Annotated in this window: 18 protein-coding genes and 1 tRNA gene; 4 read left to right on the top strand and 15 right to left on the bottom strand. The window is 66.1% G+C overall.

The features are described from left to right. Window positions 1-27 precede the first annotated feature (27 nt). Entirely contained in the window at window positions 28-1,101 is a 1,074-nt protein-coding gene (locus AC1DD3_RS00215) for a LacI family DNA-binding transcriptional regulator (protein WP_476880729.1), read from the top strand. Window positions 1,102-1,175: 74 nt separating this feature from the next. Here AC1DD3_RS00215 and AC1DD3_RS00210 read toward each other — a convergent pair. The 5 genes from AC1DD3_RS00210 to galU form a co-directional block, all read right to left on the bottom strand. Further along, window positions 1,176-1,248: transfer RNA gene (locus tag AC1DD3_RS00210), tRNA-Ala, on the bottom strand. A 47-nt stretch (window positions 1,249-1,295) separates the two neighbouring features. Then, complete coding sequence (locus AC1DD3_RS00205; protein ID WP_476880728.1) at window positions 1,296-2,096, bottom strand: SDR family oxidoreductase; 801 nt, start codon at window positions 2,094-2,096, stop codon at window positions 1,296-1,298. A 24-nt stretch (window positions 2,097-2,120) separates the two neighbouring features. Further along, complete coding sequence (locus AC1DD3_RS00200) at window positions 2,121-3,107, bottom strand: hypothetical protein (protein ID WP_230118643.1); 987 nt, start codon at window positions 3,105-3,107, stop codon at window positions 2,121-2,123. A gap of 111 nt (window positions 3,108-3,218) precedes the next feature. Then, the gene (locus AC1DD3_RS00195) at window positions 3,219-3,839 is read right to left on the bottom strand and encodes a GNAT family N-acetyltransferase (RefSeq protein WP_476880727.1); all 621 of its coding nucleotides are present in this window, start codon (window positions 3,837-3,839) and stop codon (window positions 3,219-3,221) included. A gap of 6 nt (window positions 3,840-3,845) precedes the next feature. Continuing rightward, a complete protein-coding gene (gene galU / locus AC1DD3_RS00190) occupies window positions 3,846-4,751 on the bottom strand; it encodes a UTP--glucose-1-phosphate uridylyltransferase GalU (RefSeq protein ID WP_230118641.1) in 906 nt (301 codons plus the stop codon). An 88-nt stretch (window positions 4,752-4,839) separates the two neighbouring features. On the opposite strand from galU, the gene AC1DD3_RS00185 reads away from it, so the two are divergent. From AC1DD3_RS00185 to cpaB, 3 genes are all read left to right on the top strand, one after another. Continuing rightward, window positions 4,840-5,451: a 5-formyltetrahydrofolate cyclo-ligase gene (locus AC1DD3_RS00185; RefSeq protein WP_230118640.1), complete on the top strand. Its 612-nt coding sequence runs from the start codon at window positions 4,840-4,842 to the stop codon at window positions 5,449-5,451. 149 nt (window positions 5,452-5,600) lie between these two features. Further along, window positions 5,601-5,867: an FmdB family zinc ribbon protein gene (locus AC1DD3_RS00180; RefSeq protein WP_230118639.1), complete on the top strand. Its 267-nt coding sequence runs from the start codon at window positions 5,601-5,603 to the stop codon at window positions 5,865-5,867. Between the two features lie 190 nt (window positions 5,868-6,057). After that, on the top strand, window positions 6,058-6,792 hold the full coding sequence (cpaB, locus tag AC1DD3_RS00175) for a Flp pilus assembly protein CpaB (RefSeq protein ID WP_230118638.1): 735 nt from the start codon (window positions 6,058-6,060) through the stop codon (window positions 6,790-6,792). A 16-nt stretch (window positions 6,793-6,808) separates the two neighbouring features. Here the strand turns inward: cpaB and AC1DD3_RS00170 are convergent, their stop codons facing one another. The 10 genes from AC1DD3_RS00170 to guaB all read right to left on the bottom strand — a co-directional run bounded on the left by AC1DD3_RS00170 (window position 6,809) and on the right by guaB (window position 21,442). After that, window positions 6,809-7,033 (bottom strand): hypothetical protein, encoded by a 225-nt coding sequence (locus tag AC1DD3_RS00170; RefSeq protein WP_476880861.1) that lies wholly within the window; start codon window positions 7,031-7,033, stop codon window positions 6,809-6,811. Then, a complete protein-coding gene (locus tag AC1DD3_RS00165) occupies window positions 7,030-11,037 on the bottom strand; it encodes an AAA family ATPase (RefSeq protein WP_476880726.1) in 4,008 nt (1,335 codons plus the stop codon). The genes AC1DD3_RS00170 and AC1DD3_RS00165 overlap by 4 nt, the downstream gene beginning before the upstream one ends. A gap of 173 nt (window positions 11,038-11,210) precedes the next feature. Next, window positions 11,211-12,800, bottom strand: coding sequence for a glutamine-hydrolyzing GMP synthase (gene guaA, locus AC1DD3_RS00160; RefSeq protein WP_230118637.1), 1,590 nt, complete (start codon window positions 12,798-12,800; stop codon window positions 11,211-11,213). 78 nt (window positions 12,801-12,878) lie between these two features. Continuing rightward, window positions 12,879-13,388, bottom strand: a complete 510-nt coding sequence (locus AC1DD3_RS00155; protein WP_230118636.1) for a DUF3817 domain-containing protein — start codon at window positions 13,386-13,388, stop codon at window positions 12,879-12,881. Further along, on the bottom strand, window positions 13,385-14,233 hold the full coding sequence (locus tag AC1DD3_RS00150; protein WP_476880725.1) for an SURF1 family protein: 849 nt from the start codon (window positions 14,231-14,233) through the stop codon (window positions 13,385-13,387). The genes AC1DD3_RS00155 and AC1DD3_RS00150 overlap by 4 nt, the downstream gene beginning before the upstream one ends. A 59-nt stretch (window positions 14,234-14,292) precedes the next feature. Next, window positions 14,293-14,781, bottom strand: a complete 489-nt coding sequence (locus AC1DD3_RS00145) for a PTS sugar transporter subunit IIA (protein ID WP_230118634.1) — start codon at window positions 14,779-14,781, stop codon at window positions 14,293-14,295. Window positions 14,782-14,833: 52 nt separating this feature from the next. Continuing rightward, on the bottom strand, window positions 14,834-16,585 hold the full coding sequence (locus AC1DD3_RS00140; protein ID WP_230118633.1) for a glycerol-3-phosphate dehydrogenase/oxidase: 1,752 nt from the start codon (window positions 16,583-16,585) through the stop codon (window positions 14,834-14,836). Window positions 16,586-16,674: 89 nt separating this feature from the next. Beyond that, a complete protein-coding gene (locus AC1DD3_RS00135) occupies window positions 16,675-17,811 on the bottom strand; it encodes a GuaB3 family IMP dehydrogenase-related protein (protein ID WP_230118632.1) in 1,137 nt (378 codons plus the stop codon). Between the two features lie 220 nt (window positions 17,812-18,031). Next, window positions 18,032-19,867 (bottom strand): ABC transporter ATP-binding protein, encoded by a 1,836-nt coding sequence (locus AC1DD3_RS00130; protein ID WP_230118631.1) that lies wholly within the window; start codon window positions 19,865-19,867, stop codon window positions 18,032-18,034. 63 nt (window positions 19,868-19,930) lie between these two features. Beyond that, complete coding sequence (guaB, locus tag AC1DD3_RS00125; protein ID WP_230118630.1) at window positions 19,931-21,442, bottom strand: IMP dehydrogenase; 1,512 nt, start codon at window positions 21,440-21,442, stop codon at window positions 19,931-19,933. Window positions 21,443-21,543: the final 101 nt, after the last annotated feature.

The raw sequence follows: 21,543 nt of genomic DNA, 5'->3' as shown, positions 1-21,543 counted from the left end.
AGACGGAAAAAGACCCAAGGAGCATTCGTGGCCAGACCCACCCTCGCAAGTCTGGCCGCCGAGCTGGGGGTGTCCAGGCAGACCATCTCCAACGTGCTCAATGCACCGGCCCGGGTGAAGCCGGCCACACGGGAGCGCGTCCTCGCAGTCATCGAAGCTGCGGGCTACCGGCCCAGCGCAGCCGCACGCCAGTTGCGGACGCGGCGGTCCATGAATCTGGGCATGAGGCTGCTGCCTGCCACTGACGGCATCAACGGCTCCGTCCTTGACCGCTTCCTGCATGCACTCACCGAATCCGCCCAGGCAGCCGGGTACCGGCTGACCCTGTTCTGCGCCGATTCCGATGACGACGAAGTCCTCCAGTACGAACAGCTGCTCCACATCGCCGGCCTCGACGGGTTCATCCTCACCTCCAGCAGACCGGACGACGTCCGAACCCGCTGGCTGCAGGAACACGGAACTCCTTTCGCCGTGTTCGGACGCCCGTGGGACGCGGGCCTGCCGAGCGAATCGGCGAGCCATGCGTGGGTGGACGTTGACGGGGCCGCCGGAACCGCGGAAGCGGTGACCATGCTTGCCCGTCAGGGCCACAGCCGCATCGGCTTCCTGGGCTGGAAGGACGGCGCCCCGGTGGGAGACGATCGCCGCGCCGGCTGGGAACGGGCGATGCGGGCCTCCGGCCTGGGGCAGCACGTTCCCGGGCTCAGCATGGCCGCGCCCGACACCATCTCCGGAGGGGTCTCCGGCGGCCGGGAGCTCATCGCAAGGGACGCCACGGCCATTGTCTGCGCGAGCGACTCGCTGGCCATCGGCGCGCTGGAATGCCTGCGTGAACTGCGACCGGGACTTTTCGCGCCCGGGCAGCCCGCCGGTCCCGGCCTCAGGGCCACCGTGGTCGGGTTCGATGACACGCCCGTGGCCGCGGCCTTGGGGCTCTCCAGTGTGGCCCAGCCGGTGGAGGATGCCGCCCGGCACATAGTGCGCCTGCTGACCTGCGAACTTGCCGGCAACGCTGGAGCCGGGGCCGCCCCGGAGGAGCACCTGCTGCTTGCGCCCCGCGTGGTGGAAAGGGTGCCCCTGCCGCTGGCACCGCGCGGGTGAGGTTGAGCGGGTTGCTATGGGCCCGCCAGGACGGCAACGGATGTGACATCTGAACCGTCACGTCATGAAAACTGTGGAGCTAAGGGGATTCGAACCCCTGACCTCTTCGATGCGAACGAAGCGCTCTACCAACTGAGCTATAACCCCGGGGACGCTGCCTCTGGAAGAGGAACCGCAACGCCGGTTTCCCTAGGCTACAAATTTTCCGGCCGCTTTGCCAACCAAGCCTCGAATGTCTCCCGGCCGTAGGGTTCTCCGGGGGCCAAATTCCTGCCCTCGCGCAGGAAATTTCCCATGGCGCCCGGCAGCGGCAGCCCGACGATCACTCCCTTGGCACCCGTGACGCGCTTCCATGTTTCCGCCATCGCCTTCATGTCAACCGTCTCCGGGCCGCCAACCGTCCGCAACCGGTGCAGCTCCTCCGAAGGCGGCTCAACGGCCGCCTCCAGCAGCGCGGCCGCCACGTCGGCAGGCGCAATCGTTTGGACGCGCGCGCCCCTGATTGCAGGAATGATGCCGATCCGGGCCCCGGCAGTGAAGAGTCGAACCACCAGGCTGTGGAATTGCGTTGCCCGGACGGTCACGGTTTCCAGCTCCGAACGTTTATACAGGCGTTCCTTGTCCGCCCTGGCCCGGTAGTAGCTGTAGGTGCTTTGGTCGCAGTTGATGATGGAGAGGAGGACAGCCCTGGCCACCCCGCCGTCCACCGCCGCCGCCAGCAGAAGTGCGCCGCCGGCGGCGAACTGTTTGAGCGCCTTGCCGGCCATGCCCTCCAGGCAGTCAATGACGACGTCGGCACCCGCCACCGCCTCGGACAGCCCCTCACCGGTGGTGACGTCAGCCCGAAAGTAGGTGACGCCGCCGTGGTGCCCGGCACCACCCTCCAACGGCGGGTTACGGCTGAGGACGGCGACGGCGTGACCCTGGGCAAGGGCCTGGCGCACCACTTCGCGGCCAACCTGGCCGGTACCCCCGGCCACACAGATGCGGGTCATGATCCGACGCTACACGAAAGCAGGCTACGCGCGGCGGCGCTGCAGGACGTCGTCCAGGTTGCTCAGCGCGCTCTGCGCCTTAGTCAGCGGCCGGGCTGGCCCGGCATTCGGGGAGGCGACGGCGGGCGCTGCGGCGGGGCCCTGCTTGAGGGACGGCTTGCCGGCTGACTTAGGGGCCTCCGGCAGGTCAAGGGGTTCGGGCGCGGGCCGTTCCGCCTTTGCGGCCTCCACGTAAGTGGGCTTCGGGACCTCGACGGGCTCCCAGCTGGTGGCTTTAGCGGCCGCCGGCTCGGCAGCTTCCTGCGCCTTGGCAGCCTGGCCGCTGTTGTCGCCGGCGGCGAGGGCTACCGCCAGGGCGGCCTCGCGGAGTTCGACGGCGGTCAAGGGCTTGGGCTGGGGGGCTGCGGCTTCAGCGTCGAACAGTTTGCTTTCGCGAAGAACGGCCTCGCCGGCGGCTGCCGGGACGTCAACGCGCGCGGCGCGGTCCACGCGTTCGGCAGGGGCACCCATGGCTGCAGTAAACGCGGCGTTCACCTTCTTGCGGCGATCCCGCACAGCGAGCCTGCGGAGAAGAACGACGGCGGCGATGCCCGCCAGGAACGACACTGCTGGAAGCCAGCCGTTTCCGAGCCCAAAGATCCGCAGCACTCCCGACACGACGGCCGTAGCGAAGAACAGGAGCCCGGCCAGGGCGATGGCGGTCCGCCCATACCGGATCCGGAAGGCGCCTCCGTCCTTGACGGCAGGCTCGCGGCCGGGTTTGCCCGGCGCAACGCCTGCTGCGGATTCGCTGCTCTTCCTGGTGTCCATGGGGTTCTCCTGCTGGGCGGCCATATGAAGGACCGTTCCGGCTTGCGGGTTTGCAGTTTCGTGGTCGACGGGCTCCAGCGTCAGATCGCCGGCAGCCTGGAACTGATGCCGGCCATTTCGGAGCACGTAAGGGGCAACCCACACAATCCAGAGCGCGACAGCGACCACAAGGATGACTGAGCTGCTAAGAGGGAAGTCCACACACAAAACCGTATGAGGAATAGGTGACCTCTTGTGGCATTCGTCTCGGTGTGTCGCTCCCGGGCTCTCAAATCATTGGACTTATGACGAAAAAGTCGCGGCATGTCCCTGTCAGGCGGGCCTCGTGCGCAGCCATCTGCTGAGAAGGCCCTCCGGAACTTCCTCCGAAGTCAAGGCAAACGTGCGGTGGTCCGCCCATTCGCCGTTGATGTGCAGGAACCGCGGCCTGTAGCCTTCGTCGCGGAAGCCAAGCTTTTCCACGACACGCAGGCTCGGCCCGTTTTCGGGGCGGATGTTGATTTCCATGCGGTGCAGCCCCAGAGCGCGGAAGCAATGGTCCGTGGCCATGGCCACCGCGGTCGGAGCGATTCCCTGCCCCGCCCGCGACTCATCCACCCAGTAGCCGAGCGTGGCCATCATGGCAGAGCCCCACACGATGGAGGAGACCGTCAGTTGCCCAACGATGACGGGATCGCGGAAGCCTGGAGTCCATGCCGTGATCACGAATGGCAGTGCCGTCCCCTGGGTGGCCTGGGCATTCAGGGACCGCACCATCTGCCGGTAATCAGGGAGAGCACCGCCCGGCGCGGGGTTGGAAGCCTCCCAGGGTGCCAGCCACTCAGTGTTGCGTGAACGGACCTCTGTCCATTCCCTGCGGTCCCGGTATCTGATAGGGCGCAGGACAAGGTCCCCGCACTCCAGGGTGACCGGCCAGATGTGGCTGCCCCTCATGGGGAGTTACTTGGTCAGGCTGGCGGCGAACTCGGGCAGCCACTCGCGCAGGCCGGGGCCCAGGTCGTCGCTGTCGATGGCCAGCTGGACACAGGCCTTGAGGTAGCTGAGCTTGTCCCCGGTGTCGTACCGGCGGCCGCGGAACACCACGCCGTACACGCCGTAGCCCTCGCCGGTCCCCGCGGCAAGTTCCTGAAGTGCATCAGTGAGCTGGATTTCCCCGCCCCTGCCCGGTTCCGTCTTTTCGAGGACGTCGAAGACGGCAGGGTGGAGCACGTAGCGGCCAATCACGGCCAGGTTTGACGGCGCTTCGTCGACGTCGGGCTTCTCCACAAGCTTGCGGATCCGCACGTAACCGTTCATGTCGGTTTCGTCGATGTCGGCGCAGCCGTAGGCACTGATCTGGGAAGGTTCCACCTCGATCAGGGCGACGACGGAGCCGCCGGTCTTGGCCTGAACCTCGATCATGGTGCTGAGCAGCTCGTCCCGTGCATCGATGAGGTCATCCCCAAGAAGGACCGCGAACGGCTCGTAGCCGACGTGCTGCTTTGCACGCAGTACGGCGTGGCCAAGGCCCATGGGGTCGCCCTGGCGGACGTAGTGGATGTCGCCGAGGTTGCTGGCCGCCTGGATGGATTCGAGCTTGGTGGTGTCGCCCTTGGCTTCCAGCATTGACTCCAGCGAGGGAACCCTGTCGAAGTGGTCTTCCAGGGCGCGCTTGTTCCGGCCGGTGATCATGAGGATGTCATTGAGGCCCACCTTGACGGCCTCTTCGACGACGTACTGGATGGCGGGCTTGTCCACCACCGGCAGCATCTCCTTGGGCATGGCCTTGGTGGCAGGCAGGAACCTGGTGCCGAGTCCCGCAGCGGGGATGACGGCCTTGCGGACTGAAGGCTTAGTGGAAGTCACTGGACTAATGTATCGGAGGGAACATTCATACGGTAAATGCTTCCGGCAGTGGCCCGGTGGGATTCCGCGCGACAAGGAATGAGGCACCATGTCACCAGAGACCCCGCCATCAAAGGATGAGATCCGCTCCCGGCACCGGAAGATCCGGGTGGGAATGCAGCCCGGCGTCCTGTCCGCCGCGGGAGCCGGAATCGCCGTTCATGGGCTGTCCTGGGCGGACAGCATCGCAGCCGGCAGACCGGCGACATTCACTGCCTACCTGGGCGTGGCCTTCGAGCCGCCTACGCTCCCGCTCATAACGGCGCTCTTCCAGGCTGGCTACAAGGTGCTGCTGCCAGTCTGCGAACCTGACCGTGCTCTCAGCTGGGTCCTCTGGAATCCTGCCACCGAATTTGTCCGCAGCAGGTACGCCCCCATCGAGGAACCGGCAGGGGAACGGCACGGGCTGGAGGCCGTCGGTGATGTGGCAGGGATGTTCCTGCCTGCCACGGCCGTGGACGGAAGCGGCAACAGGATCGGTCAGGGCGGCGGATACTACGACAAGTTCCTGGCAGCCATGGACGCAACCGGCGTGCACGCACCAAGGGCCGCGGTCATCTATGATTCCGAGCTCCTGCCCGCCTCGAGCATTCCTGTTGAAAGCTTTGACCGCCCCGTCGACGCGGTGCTCACACCCTCCGGTGTGGTCCAACTGACATGATGGTTACCGCAGCAAGGTGATAGAATTGGCACTCAGGCCCTGCGACTGCTAATGGAGCCATTTCCGGCACGGAATTCCGTCCAGTATCTTCCCGGAGATGGCGACTTGGCGGCACTGGACCTGTCGTTTGTCCAAGAGGAGGATCTACAGTGCCCACGTATGCCTATGCCTGCAAGGATTGCAGCCATGCCTTTGACATCGTGCAGTCATTCACCGACAGCACTCTGACGTCCTGCCCCGAATGCCAGGGGACCCTGCGCAAGAAGTTCAACAGCGTCGGCGTCGTCTTCAAGGGCTCCGGTTTTTACCGGACGGACTCGCGCGACGCCAAGGGCAGCACGGTCTCACCGTCGCCCGCCACGTCATCGCCGGCGGCCGCCGCTCCCTCGAGCGCGCCTGCCGCTGCCGCCAGCTGAGCTGACCGCGTACTTCGTAGCGCCCAGTTTTTTGCAGAACGCAGTCTTGTGCAAGACGCAGTTTTGAGTAAAGCGCAATTTCCCGCGTAGGGGCTTGCCTGCCTGTGGACGTTTTCCACCACATTTACGTTTTCCACATAGAGCGGCAGTCACCTGTTGCTGACGAGCGGCGGCTCCGTAGCGTGGCAGCATGCCAGCCATCGGATTGTTTCCCCTCAGGGCCTCCCGTCCCGCCGCCCGCAGCAACCAGCGCAATGCCGTGCCCCGGACCGGGCGGTCCGGGACCGGCCGCCTGACAGCCTGGCTGAACCGCAACCGCCGCCTGGCTGTGGCGCTACTGCTCTGTGGGGCGGCCGGAATCGCCGTCCACCAGCTGACCCCGGCCCCCGCACACACAGTCTCGGCTCTCGCCGCCGCACGGGACCTGCCGGCCGGGGCTACGCTTGGCAGCACAGACCTGGCCGCCATCAATGTTCTGCCCTCCATGCTCTCCGCTGGAACATTTACGGAAGCAACGGGACTGAATGGCAAGCAACTGGCCGCACCGCTCCGGATGGGGCAACTCTTCACAGACGCCCAGCTGGTGGGGCCCGGCCTGCTTACCGGCGCTCCACCCGGCTCAGCCGCCGTGCCGCTGCGGATGGCGGACCCCTCGTCAATCCGGCTCGTCTCCCCCGGCCAGCTCGTCAACGTCGTACTCACCAGCGGCAGTGGTTATGAGCAGAAGGCGGCTTCCAAAGTTCTCGCCACGGCGGTGCCCGTACTGTGGACGTCGGCCGAGGAGGGCCAGGACGGCCAGTGGCTCAGCTCCGGGGACTCCGACGGTTTGATGGTGGTGGCCGCCACCCCGGCCGAGGCAAGCGCCCTGGCGGGGGCGTCAACGCAAGGAAAACTCTTTTTCGTACTCGTGGGCCCAGGCCCGTGACACCGCATGAACTCAGCTACGGCTCGCCCCAGTGCGGCGGCTTCTGCTCCTTGAGCCAGGCATCATGGTCGTTGTCGGATTCAGAGTCGCCCCAGGCCCTGGGATCGTCCTCAGACGCTTTGTTGGGCACCGCGCTGCCCGGTTCCAGCGGACCCGATGGCTTCGCCGGAGTGGGAGCCGCAGTGTGAGTGGGAGGCGTTGAACCCGGGCTGGATTCATTGTTCACTGCATCACGATTCACTGCGCTCTCTCCTGCCTGTCCTCGGTATCACCGTCGTAATCGTTCTCGGCGCCGTTTTCTACCTCGTCCTGATCCGGGGTGTCCACGCCGCCCCTATCGTCGTCGTCCCGGTCCTCATCGTCGACGTAGTCCTGGTCCGGGTCTTGCCGGTACGGCTCCTGATCCGCCGACGGCTCATAGGATCCCGCCAGGCTTGTGACGTCGTCATCGAGGAAGCCCGGCCCCGCCGCGGACCTGACGGGACGAGCCGGCTTCTCGAGTCCGAGGTAGCCGCCGATCCGGTCAGCGCACGCCGATGGATCCGTGAACACCTCAATCGTCCACAGCGGCATATACCGCCAGCCGAGGCGCTCCAGAAGCTGCGGGCGCAGCCTGCTGCGTTCACGGACCGTCATCTGCCGGTACTGCTCGGTGCCGTCAGACTCGATGGCTACCGGGCGCGGAATCTCGGCCTCGTCCTGGCCCATCGTGCTCAGGGGGTCGGCAGCGGCCACGACGTCGATGACACCGTCGTACTGGTGCCAGACGCGAGCCCCGCGTGCCCGGAGCCGGTCGCCCAGGTCGGCCACGAGAGGATCTGCCCCGAGCGCCTGCTCGCTGGCCGCGGCGCGGGAAGCCGGAGTCCCGAGGTCGGTGTTGCCGGCGATTTCCCGGTCGAGCAACTCATAGAGGTCCACGGCTCCGTGTGCCAGCCGGGTCCGGTCAAGGTCTTCCGGCTTGAAGCACGTCAGGACATGCAGGGACTGGCGGGCGCGGGTCATTGCCAGGGCAAACTTGGCACGGCCGCCCTCGGCAGAGAGCGGACCAAAGTTATGGAGTGCCCGGCCGTGGGGCGTCCGGCCATAGCCGGGGGAGAAAATCACATGGTCGCGGACCAGACCCTGGGCACGCTCCAGATCCACGACGCGGAACGATTCCTCGCCCGCGGTGAAGAATTCGGCGAGCATCGGATAGTTGGGCAGTTGCGTTCGGATCGCCTCGCCGATCCTCGCGGCGTGCCGCAAGCTGGCGGTGACGACTGCAAGGGACGTGCGGGGACGGAAGCGGGCGTGTTCGAACACCAGCTCCACCACCCGGTTCACTTCGGCCACTACCGACTCCACGCCCTCGTGGTCCGCGCTCGGCAGTCCCGTGCCGTCGGGCAGGTACTCCACCAGCAGGGCACGGTCCAGCCCAGTCGCGGACTGGCCTTCGGGCAGCCGGCGGAGGCCGCCGTCGTAAAAACCCTTGCTGAGCTGCAGGACGAGGTCCTCGTCCACTGCGCGGTAGACGGACCGCAGCCGCCACATCGGCAAGACCTCGGCAAGGGCGCTGAAGGCGCTCCCCACACTCTGGTGCGTCGGTTCCCCGGCAGCGAGCCGCTCCACCGCCACCGTGAAGGAACGGGGGCTCGCAATCTTGTCGTCGCCAAAGGCAATAACCTGCTTGGCCCGGGCCACGGCGGGCAGGACCGCCTGGAGCGAGGTCGCTTCGGCGTCGAGAATCACCACGGCGTCAAACTTCTGCTCGGCCGGCAGGAGACCGGTCATGAGGTACGGGCTGACCGACCAGACAGGTACCAGCATGGGAACCAGCGCGGGAGCCTGGGCCGTGAGCGCCGCAAGGGTGACCCGCCCGTCCTTGAGGAGGCTCCGGAGGAGGTCCGCCTGGCGCGGGTTCTCCGCGATGCCGGCACTCCAGCGCTCGGCGAGCTGCCACCGCAGCCGCCCGGCACCGCTGGCGATGTGGGCGTTGTCGGCAAGTCTGTACTCGGCTTCGAGCTGGCGCAGGGCGTCGCCGTCGGACATGGCGAGGTAGTCGTCGCCGCTGATCATTGCTTCGAGCGCGGACTGCCACCAGGCCAGGTCAAGCTCCGCCGCGACGGACTCCGCCGGGACCTCCCGCTCCGAGAGGTCGGCAAGCAGTTCGCCGAGGCCGTGCTCGCGCATGTTCTCGATGAGGAGTGTGCGTTCAGGCAACGTCTGGAGGGTCTGGGTGTCCGCCACCAGCCGCTCCAGCCGCTCCATCAGTTCCGGGTAGGCCGTTTTTTCGAGTGCTCCACCGGCCGCCGTATGCCGCAGCGCGTCTCCGAGCATCTTCAGTTCGCGGGTGAGCCCGCGGTACATGATGCTGATCTCGGCGAGGCCGGATGGAACCGCCGGATGCCGCTGCGTGGTGGCATAGTCCGACCACAGGGCACGCTGCTCCTGGACCAGCGCCAGCGAACTGTGAAGGTCGGCGATGTGCACGCCCGGGCGGACGTATTCCTTCGCTACGCGGCGCAGGCGCGACCGCTGCATGGACGGCATGTCGATGCCGTGCTCACGCCGCCAGGCCGACGACGCGGTCGCGGAGATCAGGTCGTGGACCGGCCGATCGAAAATGTCCGGGGTGAACTTATCCAGGCTCTCCCGGACTGCCACCAGCAACCGGAGCTGGGCACCCCACTCCGCAAAGTTCGCACCGAGCCGGATCTCGGCATGGTCCGCGACGTCCTTCATGCGGCTGTGCAGCACCGGCAGCTTTTTCTCCACCGAGCGCACGAGCTCCTGCGCTTCTTCTGTCTCCTTGCGCGTCACGAGGCGGGCGCCGTGCCACGGGCTGGACGTGGAAGCGCTGCTGAAGCTCCCGAGTTCCGCGGCGCGCTTCAGCCGGCCCGCGAGTTCTTCCCGGTCCCGGATGTTGTCCAGCACGCTGCGCTTCAGCCGCACGGTGGTGGCCGGGGCGGGCTGGATTGAGGTCAGTTCCGCCAGCGACTGCATTGCTTGGTAGGGCGAGCAGCCCCATCGCTTGCGGACGTTGTGCAGCGACGCCACGTGGTCCATCAGGGCGTGCCGGTGCTCGATGAGTGTCTTGTGCAGGCTGCCCAGCCGCGGCTCGGCTGATTTTTCGTTCCGCACGATTGCCCTGACCAGCTGCCCCTTGAGCTGCTGGGGCGTCGCGCTGCCGGACAGCTGGAACAGGATGGACTCCAGCCCCAGGCCCTCGAAGCGGGCAGCCACTTCATTGAGGCTGGCGCGCCGGTCCCCCACCACGAGGACAGTCTTGCCTTCGTCCACCAGCGCACCAACGGTATTGATCGCCGTCTGGGTCTGTCCGGTGCCGGGCGGGCTGCTGACCAGGAGCGAGTCCCCTGCCCGCACGGCGTCGATCACATACTGCTGGTCCGCGTCGGCGTCGAGCAGGAGCAGTTCGCTGGCTGGATCACGTTCGTCCACGCTCGGGAAGCGTCCGGGCTGCAGCACCGGGAGGTCACCGGCTTCCCCGGCCGCGGCACGGGACAGGGCGGCCACGAGGGGGTTTTGCTGGTTGATCCAGGGGTCGTCGAGGTTGCCCGCAAGGTCCGCGAACGTCGAAACGAGCAGGTTGTGCTCCACCTCGGCGCCGTGGATGGGTTTGACGAGGGTGCTGAGTCTGTCCAGCACGGGCTGCGGGTCGAAGCGTGCGGTGCTGTAGGCCATCCTGGTGACGGCGTTGACGTCGAAAACGATGCCGTGGATGGTCTTCAGGTGGCGGATCAGTGCCGGATTGATGCGGGCCTGTTCCGTGAGCTGAAGCTCGTAGTCGTCTTCCCCGGGCCTGATGGTAAGGGAGATGGCGGTCAGCATGACCGGCGCCGATACTCGCTGGGGCTTGCCCCCGACGGCGGATGTCCACACCACGGTCCCGGCGGACAGGTAACCGGCTTCGATGCCGCGGTCGTTGGCCAGCTCGAAAATCTTGGAGCGAAGGTTCCGGGAGGCGCGGGCAGCCACAACATACTGCTGGTGGTCGCGGATCAGCGTGGACAGCCTGGTGCGGCGTCCGGCCATGAGCTGGGCAAGGCCGGATGGGTGGGCATGCGTCAGGTCTATGGAACCTTCAGGCGTTTTGGTGAAGCGCAGCATGGTGTCCGCTCCGGTGACGGGCTTAAGCCCGGACAGCCACTTCCTGAGCTCCTCCGAACCCTCTGAGTCGACCTGACCAACTGACACTACTGCCTTCTTTTCTGCGCTTGCACGTGACGCCTTGGACCATACGGGCATACTTTCGAGCGTAGCCGGAAACGGCCGCTGGTGAGAGACCGCAACACTGGAACGGGCTAAGTTGCGGCGCATTTCACCCTGCGCCGGTTGCGCGGGACAAACGGCAGTCCCAAACCATGCTTGGCAGAAAGCCAAATGGCCGGCCTCCTCGCGGAGACCGGCCACTCAAAACGCTATTCCCACTCGATGGTTCCCGGCGGCTTGCTGGTGACGTCCAGCACCACCCGGTTGACACCGTCGACTTCGTTCGTGATCCGGTTCGAAATCCGGGCCAGCAGATCGTACGGCAGGCGTGACCAGTCGGCCGTCATGGCGTCCTCGGAGGAGACGGGACGCAGCACGATGGGGTGCCCGTAGGTCCGGCCGTCGCCCTGGACTCCCACGCTGCGGACGTCCGCGAGCAGCACGACGGGCATCTGCCAGACGTCGTTGTCGAGGCCGGCAGCGGTCAGCTCGGCGCGGGCAATGGCGTCCGCCTTGCGCAGCAGGTCGAGGCGTTCCTTGGTGACCTCGCCGACGATCCGGATCCCGAGGCCGGGGCCGGGGAAGGGCTGGCGGCCCACGATTTCCTGCGGCAGGCCCAGCTGTGCACCAACGGCGCGGACCTCGTCCTTGAACAGGGCGCGCAGCGGCTCGACCAGCTCGAACTGCAGGTCCTCAGGCAGCCCGCCCACGTTGTGGTGGCTCTTGATGTTCGCCGCACCCTCGCCGCCACCGGATTCGACGACGTCCGGGTACAGGGTTCCCTGCACGAGGAACTTGATCTTTTCGCCGTGCGCGGCAGCTTCGGCGATGATGGCAAGCTCGGCTTCTTCGAACGCGCGGATGAATTCGCGGCCGATGATCTTGCGCTTGGTCTCCGGATCGCTGACGCCGGCCAGGGCCGACTGGAAGCGCTCCTGCTCGTTGGCCACGTAGAGCTTGACGCCGGTGGCGGCCACGAAGTCGCGTTCCACCTGTTCGGCTTCGCCTTCGCGCAGCAGCCCATGGTCCACGAACACGCAGGTCAGCTGGTCGCCGACGGCGCGCTGGACGAGGGCGGCAGCGACTGCCGAGTCCACGCCGCCGGAGAGGCCGCAGATGACCCGGGCGTCGCCGATCTGCTTGCGGATCCGGTCCACCTGTTCCTCGAGGATGTTGCCCGTGGTCCAGTTCGGTTCCAGCTTGGCGCCCTTGAACAGGAAGTTCTCGAGGACCTGCTGGCCGTAGGCGGAGTGCTTGACCTCCGGGTGCCACTGCACGCCGTAGAGGCACTTTTCCTCGTTCGCGAAGGCTGCAACCTCGGCGCCGGCGGTGGTGGCCAGCACTTCGAAGCCTTCCGGTGCCTCGTGCACAGAGTCGCCGTGGCTCATCCACGTGTTCTGGTGCTGCGGCATCCCCTCAAGCACGGAGCGGCCCTCGCCAAGGATGGTGGTCTGGGTGGAGCCGTACTCGCGCAGACCGGTCTTGTCGACCTTCCCGCCCAGCGCGTTGGCCATCGCCTGGAAGCCGTAGCAGATGCCGAAGACCGGGACGCCTGCCTCGAAGAGGTCGGCGCCGACACTCGGCGCGCCGTCGGCGTAGACGCTGGAAGGCCCGCCGGAAAGGATGATGGCGGCAGGGTTCTTGGCCAGGAGCTGCTCGGTGGTGTAGGTATGCGGAACCACTTCCGAATACACATTCGCTTCCCGGACGCGGCGGGCAATCAGCTGCGCGTACTGGGCACCGTAGTCAACAACCAGCACCGGCTTCTGGGAAGTCTGGGATGCAGTGGGAGTAGTCACCGTCCTAGACTACTTTGCACGGTCACCCGCACGCACCTTAAGGGGCCCTGCTGTGACGCACGAAACGTCAACGGCAGCCTAGTAGCGGCTTGCCGCCTCCGGGTTGGCGGCGAGTTCGGCCTCCACCTCGGCGTGGAACTTCTTCTCCACGATGAAGGACAGGAAAGGGACCACCCCGCCGAGCGCCAGCAGGACCATCTTGGCGAACGGCCAGCGCATGAGCGTCCAGAGCCGGAAGTTGGACATGAGGTACACCACGTACATCCAGCCGTGAACAATCAGCACCGTCACCGATACGTTGACGCCGCCGAGCACACCCTTGGGCTCCGCGTCCGCAAACCCGAACCCGAACGGCTCGCCGGTCACTGCGTCCGTTCCGCCCGCGAACAGGTACTGGCCGAAGGCGTAGCGGGCCACCAGTTCCGAGCAGAGCAGCAGCAGCATGGCACCGGTGAGGTAGGCCATGACCTTGTAGAACTTCAGGGCAGAACGGATCTGCGCCTGCGTGCCGCCGAAACGTCGCTTCTTCGCCCCCGCGCCCGCTGAATTCGATGGCTGCGGCTGGATGGCAGGCTTGGGTTCAATCATGGCTGTACCTTTTGTTGGGTCTGGTCGTGATGGGTCTGTCCGCCTTGGGACTGTTCGTGCTGGTCATCAAGCTCGTCCTCAAGGCGCCGCTGGTGGTCGTCCTTGACCAGCCGCCACCAGATGAAGAGGGCGAAACCGGCGAAGACAATCCATTCCACGGAATAAAAAAGATTGAGCCAATTGATCTTTGCCGGCGGGGGCTGGGCGCCGATGCTGAGCGGCTCGAGGCCGCCGGCGGCGGCGGCAGCACCGACGTCGGACGTTCCGGAAAGCTCGGCAGTGGCGGAAACGAAAGCCGGGTAGCTGCTGACGTTCCAGACGTTGATCAGTTCCGCGACCGACACCGCGGAGGCCTGACCCGGTGCGGGGGCAATATTGGGCACCGGCGCCTCGGACGGCAGGAGCCGCCCGGTCAGCCGGATGGTGCCCGACGGCGGGGCGCCCGCTTCCGCGGGATCGGCAATCCATCCGCGCGCCACCGGTATCCAGGTTTTCGGGGACGCTGCCGTGCCCTTGAGCACCGGGGCGTCGGTGACGGCGAAGGCCGCAACCACCCAGTATCCGGTCTTGCCGCCCTTAAGTCGGCCCGGAACGAGGACCTGCTTGGCGGGATCATAGGTGCCGGTGGCGGTGACCATCTGGTCGGCCACCGAACCGCGGAAGAATTCGCCGGGTTTCAGCGTGCCGGTGAGGTCCTTGACTTCCTCGGTGGTCGGATTGACCGGCACCTCGGGCGTCGTGGACCTGCCGAACTGCCACTGGCTGAGCAGCACAAACACACCGGAAAGGACGATCGCAAAAACGAGGCCTGCGATCCACCGGGGCTTGAGGGCTGTTTTCCACACCCCTTAACCGTACTTCGTCCGCGTGTAGAACAACGAAACGGCTGGTGGTTCCACAGGTTTCAGTGGTCGAAGAAGACCAGGCTCGAGTTGATCAGTTCCGCGATCACTTCGGCGTCATACGCCCGGCGCAGGGACTCACGGAAGGATTCCTTGGACAAGGACCTGGCGAGGGTGGCCAGCACCTCGAGGTGGTCCGAGAAGGAGCTCGCGGGAGTGGCGATCAGGAGCACCACGGTTGCCGGGCCGTCGGCAGCGCCGAAGTCGAGGGCTTTCCCGTACTTGGTGATGCCCACGGCGATGGAGGTCCGTGACACAAATTCGCTGCGGGCGTGAGGCAGTCCCACTCCCCCGGGCAACCCGGTAGCCAGCTGGTGCTCCCGCGCGTTGACGTGCTTCAGGAAGCCGTCGAGGTCGGAGATGCGGCCGGCGTCGTACAGCTTGCGGGCAAGCTGCATCGATGCATCCAGTTTGTCCGTTGCGTCCATCTCCAGAATCACCATTTCCGGTGTGGTGAGCTCCGCATCGTAACGGTCCAGTGGTTCCGCCAAAGTGGTGTCCCTTCAGTGAGGCCGAGCGCCTCTTCCGCGGCGGATTGCGATCTCAGCGCAGCGGGACGATGTCCTCCACGCCCAGGCGAGCAGCGTCTGCGGACTCGTCGTCCGGCTGCTGCTGACTGAGCCTTTCGGCCTCCACCCGCGCCAGGTAATGCTTGATTTCGCTTTCCCGCTGCGCATCGCTCCAGCCAAGAATTTCTCCCATAAGCTTAGCGACTACCGGTACGGCCGACACACCGCGGTCCCACGATTCGATGGAAATGCGGGTTCGACGGGTCAGGACGTCGTGCACATGACGGGCGCCTTCGTGGGTTGCCGCGTAGACGGCCTCGGCCTGCAGGTAGTCGTCTGCCCCGGGCAGGGGCTCTGCAAGCTCAGGGTTCTCGCGGATAAGGGCCAGCACTTCGGACGTCATGGACCCGTAGCGGTTGAGCAGGTGCTCCACGCGGGCCACGTGCACGCCGCTCTCCTCCGCCGTCCGGTTGCGGCGGTTCCAGGCTGCTTTGAATCCGCTGGCGCCCAGGAGCGGGATTGTTTCCGTGCAGCTCGGGGGCACGCGTTCGTCCATGCTCCGGGTGGCTTCGTCCACGGCGTCCTTGGCCATGACCCGGTACGTGGTCCACTTGCCCCCGGCCACCACGACGAGCCCAGGCACCGGATGGGCCACCACGTGCTCGCGGGACAGCTTGGCGGTGGAGTCATTCTCCCCCGCCAGCAGCGGGCGGAGACCGGCGTACACGCCCTCGACGTCCTCCCGGGTAAGGGGCCTCTTGAGGACCTTGTTCACGTGTTCCAGCAGGTAGTCGATGTCCTTGCTGGATGCCGCCGGATGGGCCTTGTCCAGGTGCCAGTCAGTGTCAGTGGTTCCAATGATCCAGTGCCGGCCCCAGGGAATGACGAACAGTACGGACTTCTCGGTCCGCAAAATGAGGCCGACGGTTGATTGGAACCGGTCCCTGGGCACCACGAGGTGTATGCCTTTGGAGGCGCGGACCTTGAGCTGGCCGCGGTCCGTGACCATGGCCTGTGTCTCGTCCGTCCAGACCCCGGTGGCATTGATGACCTGCTTGGCCCTGATTTTGAAGGCGGACCCGTCCTCGTGGTTGACCACCTTGGCACCCACCACGCGTTCCCCCTCCCGGAGGAAATCCACCACCGCCATCTGGTTGACGGCGTGGGCCCCGTAGTGGGCGGCGGTACGGACGAGGTTGGCCACGTACTTGGCATCGTCCACCTGCCCGTCGTAGTACCGGATGGATCCAACGAAGGCATCGTCCTTCAGGCTGGGCGCCGCCCGCAGGGTGCCGCGCCGCGTCAGGTGCTTATGGAACGGAACCCCGCGCTTGTGGCCGCCGGAGATGGACATGAGGTCGTACAGCGCGATGCCCGCCCCGATGTAGGGCCGCTCAAAAAACGGCTTGTGCAGCGGATAGAGAAACGGGACCGGCCGCGCGAGGTGCGGCGCCAGCTCCGAGAGAAGCAGGCCGCGTTCCTGCAGCGCCTCCTTGACCAGCCCGAAGTCCAGCATCTCCAGGTAGCGGAGTCCGCCGTGGATGAGCTTGGAGGAACGGGAAGAGGTGCCGGCCGCCCAGTCGCTTGCTTCCACTATGCCGACGCTCAGTCCCCTGGTGATGGCGTCGAGCGCAGCACCACAGCCCACGATTCCGCCGCCGACGATGAGGATGTCAAGCTCCTTGCCCGGCTCCGTGGTGGCCTTGAGCGCGGCGAGGGAGGCTTCCCTCGCCTCCGGTCCCAGGGCGCCCTTGGGCACGGCCGAACCACCAGCAAAACTGATCATGATACGCCTCCATCCTCATCGAACGTCGTAGTTCAAAGAGTACTTCTTACCTCTGCCGATGGGCAGGGCACGGGAGGAAGGCGGAAGCGTCAGTTGCCGGCGTACGGCGACACCACGACGTCGACCCGCTGGAACTCCTTAAGGTCCGAATAGCCGGTGGTGGCCATGGAGCGGCGCAGTGCGCCAATCAGGTTGGAGGTGCCGTTGGTGTGGTGGCCCGGCCCGAAGAGGACCTCCTTGAGCGGTCCCACCGTGCCGACGTTGACCCTGTCGCCGCGGGGGGACTCCAGGTGGTGGGCCTCCTGGCCCCAGTGCCAGCCCTTGCCCGGTGCCTCTTCCGCCCGGGCCAGCGCACTGCCAAGCATGACGGCGTCAGCGCCCATGGCGATCGCCTTGACGATGTCGCCCGAGGCGCCCATGCCGCCGTCGGCAATGACATGGGCGTACCGTCCGCCGGACTCGTCCATGTAGTCCCGGCGGGCGGCGGCGACGTCGGAAATGGCCGACGCCATGGGCGAATGGATGCCCAGCGCGCGGCGCGTGGTGGTGGTGGCCCCGCCGCCAAACCCGACCAGGACGCCGGCAGCGCCTGTCCGCATCAGGTGCAGTGCGGGGGTGTAGCCGGCAGCGCCGCCCACGATCACCGGCACGTCGAGTTCATAGATGAACTGCTTGAGGTTCAGCGGCTCGTGGTCTTTTGAGACATGCTCGGCGGACACGGTAGTTCCGCGGATGATAAAGATGTCGACGCCGGCAGCCACCACGGTTTTGTAGTGTTCCTGCGTGCGCTGGGGCGTCAGGGAGCCGGCCACTGTGACGCCGGCAGCCCGGATTTCAGCCAGCCGGGAGGTGATCAGCTCGGGCTGAATGGGTGCCTGGTAGAGCTCCTGCATCCTGCGGGTGACGGCGGGGCTGTTGGTTTCGTCTTCGAGGGCAGCGATCTGGTCCAGGACCGACTGGGGGTCCTCATAACGGGTCCAGAGGCCTTCCAGGTCAAGGACGCCGAGACCGCCGAGCCGCCCCAGCGAGATTGCCGTCGCCGGCGACATGGCGGAGTCCATCGGCGCCGCGATGACCGGCATGTCGAACTGGTAGGCATCGATCTGCCACGAGACGGAAACGTCCTTGGGGTCACGCGTGCGACGGTTGGGGACGATCGCGATGTCATCCAGGGAGTAGGCACGACGCCCACGCTTGCCACGGCCAATCTCAATCTCGTAAGTCACGTGACCACTTTACTTGACCCTGCAGGTAGTGACGGATGACGCCCGTCGAGGGCGAATCCAAGACAAAGAATAACCGACAGTTCACACGCTTTTGACACATACCGTCAACCATTTACATGATGTGAAAATAGCTTTAGGTTTGCGCTCGGTTACCCGCTGGTAAGCGGAAAAGCCGCCTGTCACCCCACCCGACTTCGGGCTACCTCTGTGCCCGAAGCCGTCAGACTCCTTCATCTACGCTCAGCTGGGACTCGAACATCCTGAAGTAGCGGCCGCGCAGGGCCACGAGCTCCTTGTGGGTTCCCTGTTCCACGATCCGGCCGTCCTCCAGCATGTAGACGACGTCCGCCTTCTCGATGGTGGCCAGCCGATGGCTGATGGCGATGATGGTGCTGCTGCGGTCGGCGAAGAGCCGCGTAAAGATGCGGTGTTCGGCAAGGGCGTCGATGGCCGACGTGGGCTCGTCCATCACCATGAAGGATGCGTTCCGGTAGAAGTTCCTGGCCATGGCCAGCCGCTGCCACTGGCCGCCGGAGAGGCCGCTGCCCTTCCGTCCCCGCGGATCCTCCATCCAGTTGCTGACGTGGTTGTCCAGGCCGTTGGGAAGCCGGTTGATGAAGTCCAGCGCTTCGGCGTCCCCCGCCGCCCGGCTGATCCGGCGGTCGTCGCGGGCCGAATCGACGTCTCCGAAGAAGATGTTTTCCGCCGCCGTGGCGAACTCGTATTTCAGGAATTCCTGGCTGAGCACTGCCAGGTGGCGGTGCCAGGAGGTGACGTCGACCGCGGCGAGGTCGACGCCGTCGAGCAGTACCTGCCCCGAATCGGGGCGGTAGAGTCCGGCGAGGATGCGGATCAGGGTGGACTTGCCCGCGCCGTTCTCCCCCACGATGGCCACGTGCTGCCCCTCCCGGATGGTCATCGAGATGCCCTTGATAACTTCGAGGTCGCTTCCGGTGTAGGTGAACCGGAGATCGCGCAGTTCAACCATTTTCGGTGCGGACAGCACCGGCGGCGAATGGTCGGAGTGCACCGGCAGCGCCATGAACAGTTCGTAGTCCTTGAGGTTGGCGAGGTCCTCGTCGATGGAGCTCAGGGAGGACACGAGGTTGTTGGCGGTGGACAGCGCACGGCTGACGATCTGCTGCACATACAGGAACTGGCCCACGGGCTGGGCGCGCGCGATGATCTGGCCCACCACCCAGATCAGGGACACAACTTCCGCACCGTACTGCAGGGCGTCCGCTGCGAGCTGCTTGGGGATGTAGCGCTTCTGGAAGTCGAGCCTGCGGCGCTCGTCCGCGTCGCGCAGACGCGAGCGGAGGCCCATGAGGTAGCCCACGATCCCGTACAGGCGCATTTCGGCGATGTGCTGCGGGCGCAGGAGGTTGGTCTCGATCATCCGGCGCTGCCGGCGGGAGTCCACCTGGGTATTCCAGTGCGCAATCTGTTCACGGGAGAGTTTGAACTGCAGGTACACGCTGGGCACGATGGCGACCAGGACGATCACGGCGATCCACCAGCTGACCAGCAGGAGGGCACCAATGGCCAGGAGCACGGAGACCAGCTGCGTGAAGATTGCGGCAATCCGGTCCAGCACCCTGGCATAGGAATCGGAGAACCTCTTGGCCCGGTCGTAGAGGTCCACCGTTTCTTTGTCGTCGTACCGCCAGAATTCCAGGGCGAGGAACCGCTCGTACATGAGGTCACCCACGATGGCGCCCACCTTGAAGCTCATGAGCTGCTGGATGTAGCGGTCCACGCTGCTGAAGCCGCCCCAGAAGAGTCCCAGTGCGGCGGTGACAATGACGTAGACGATCGCCTGCTGGCCCGCCGCGGTATCCCCGGAGTAGGCCGCCGCCAATGCCGTGGTGGTCAATGCCGCGAAGTAGGTGGTTACGAGGGGCAGCAGCGCCGAGATCAGCGAGCCCGCGACCTTCATGACCACGGCCGCCGGCGAGGCCCGGAAACTGACCCGCAACACCTGCGCCACGGCGCGGGCATAGGGCCTGAGCGCGAGCTTGCGCCGGGGCTGGCGGGCGGGGAGGAGCTCGGACATAGCTTCAGCCTAGTCCGGCAGAGCTCCGCCGGTTGAGCTGGGGGCCCAACCGGCGGCGGTAGGTCAGCGGGAACCGTAGTTGGGCGCCTCGACCGTCATCTGGATGTCGTGCGGGTGGGATTCCTTCAGGCCGGCCGGAGTGATCCGCACGAACTTGCCGCGGGACTTCAGCTCGGGAATGGTCGGGGAGCCCACGTAGAACATGGTCTGGCGGAGGCCGCCCACAAGCTGGTAGGCCACGGAAGCCAGCGGGCCGCGGTAGGCCACGCGGCCTTCGATGCCCTCCGGGATGAGCTTGTCGTCACCGGAAACATCGGCCTGGAAGTAGCGGTCCTTGGAATAGGACGTGTTCTTGCCGCGCGACTGCATTGCGCCCAGGGAGCCCATGCCGCGGTAGCTCTTGAACTGCTTGCCGTTGACGAAGATCAGCTCGCCCGGGGACTCGTCGCAGCCGGCCAGCAGCGAGCCGAGCATCACCGTGTCGGCGCCGGCGACCAGCGCCTTGCCGATGTCGCCCGAGTACTGGAGGCCGCCGTCGGCGATCAGCGGAACGCCGGCCGGAATGGCTGCCTTGGCGGACTCGTAGATGGCGGTGATCTGGGGAACGCCCACGCCGGCCACCACGCGGGTGGTGCAGATGGAGCCCGGGCCCACGCCCACCTTGATGCCGTCTGCGCCGGCGTCGATGAGGGCCTGCGCGCCTTCACGGGTGGCCGCCTGGCCGCCAATGATGTCCACGTGCGCGGCCACGGGGTCCGACTTCAGGCGGCGGATCATGTCCAGCACGCCTTGGGAGTGCCCGTTGGCGGTGTCCACGAAGAGGGCGTCCACGCCCGCGTCCACGAGCTTCATGGCGCGTTCCCAGCCGTCACCGAAGAAGCCGATGGCGGCGCCGACGCGAAGCCGGCCTTCGTCGTCCTTCGTGGCGAGCGGGTACTGCTCGGCCTTGGTGAAGTCCTTGGTGGTGATGAGCCCCCTGAGCCGGCCCTGCTCGTCCACGAGCGGCAGCTTCTCGATCTTGTTGGTGGCCAGCTTGTGCGAGGCCTCGTCGCGGCTGATTCCGACGTGGCCGGTGACCAGCGGCATCTTGGTCATGACGTCGCTGACCAGGCGGATCGGGAAGTCCGATTCCGGCACGAAGCGGGTGTCGCGGTTGGTGACAATGCCGAGGAGGCGGTTGCCGTCGTCGACCACCGGAAGCCCGGAAACCCGGTACTGCGCACACAGCTCGTCGAGTTCCTCCAGCGTGGCCTCGGGGCGGATGGTCAGCGGGTTGGTGATCATCCCGGACTCGCTGCGCTTCACGCGGTCCACCTGGTCGGCCTGGTCATCGATGGAGAGGTTGCGGTGCACCACGCCGAGGCCGCCCTGGCGTGCCATGGCGATGGCCATCCGGGATTCCGTGACGGTGTCCATCGCGGCGGACAGCAGCGGGGTCTGGACCGTGATCCGCTTGGAGATCCGGGAGGAGGTGTCGGCGTCGGACGGGATGACGTCCGTGTGGCCGGGAAGCAGCAGGACGTCGTCATACGTCAGGCCAATGAAGCCGAAGGGGTTGTGTTCGGGCTGGGTCATGAGTGCGCCTCTTACCTTGGTTATGGGTTCACGGGTAGGGGTTGCAGCTAATGACCAGCCCGTCATTACGGGACTGGCCTGTGCAGAAGTGTTGAATAAAT

This window comes from Arthrobacter sp. 05T444 (assembly GCF_056395905.1).
The sequence above is the reverse complement of the archived record's forward strand: the minus strand, read 5'-3'. Positions and strand labels throughout refer to the sequence as shown.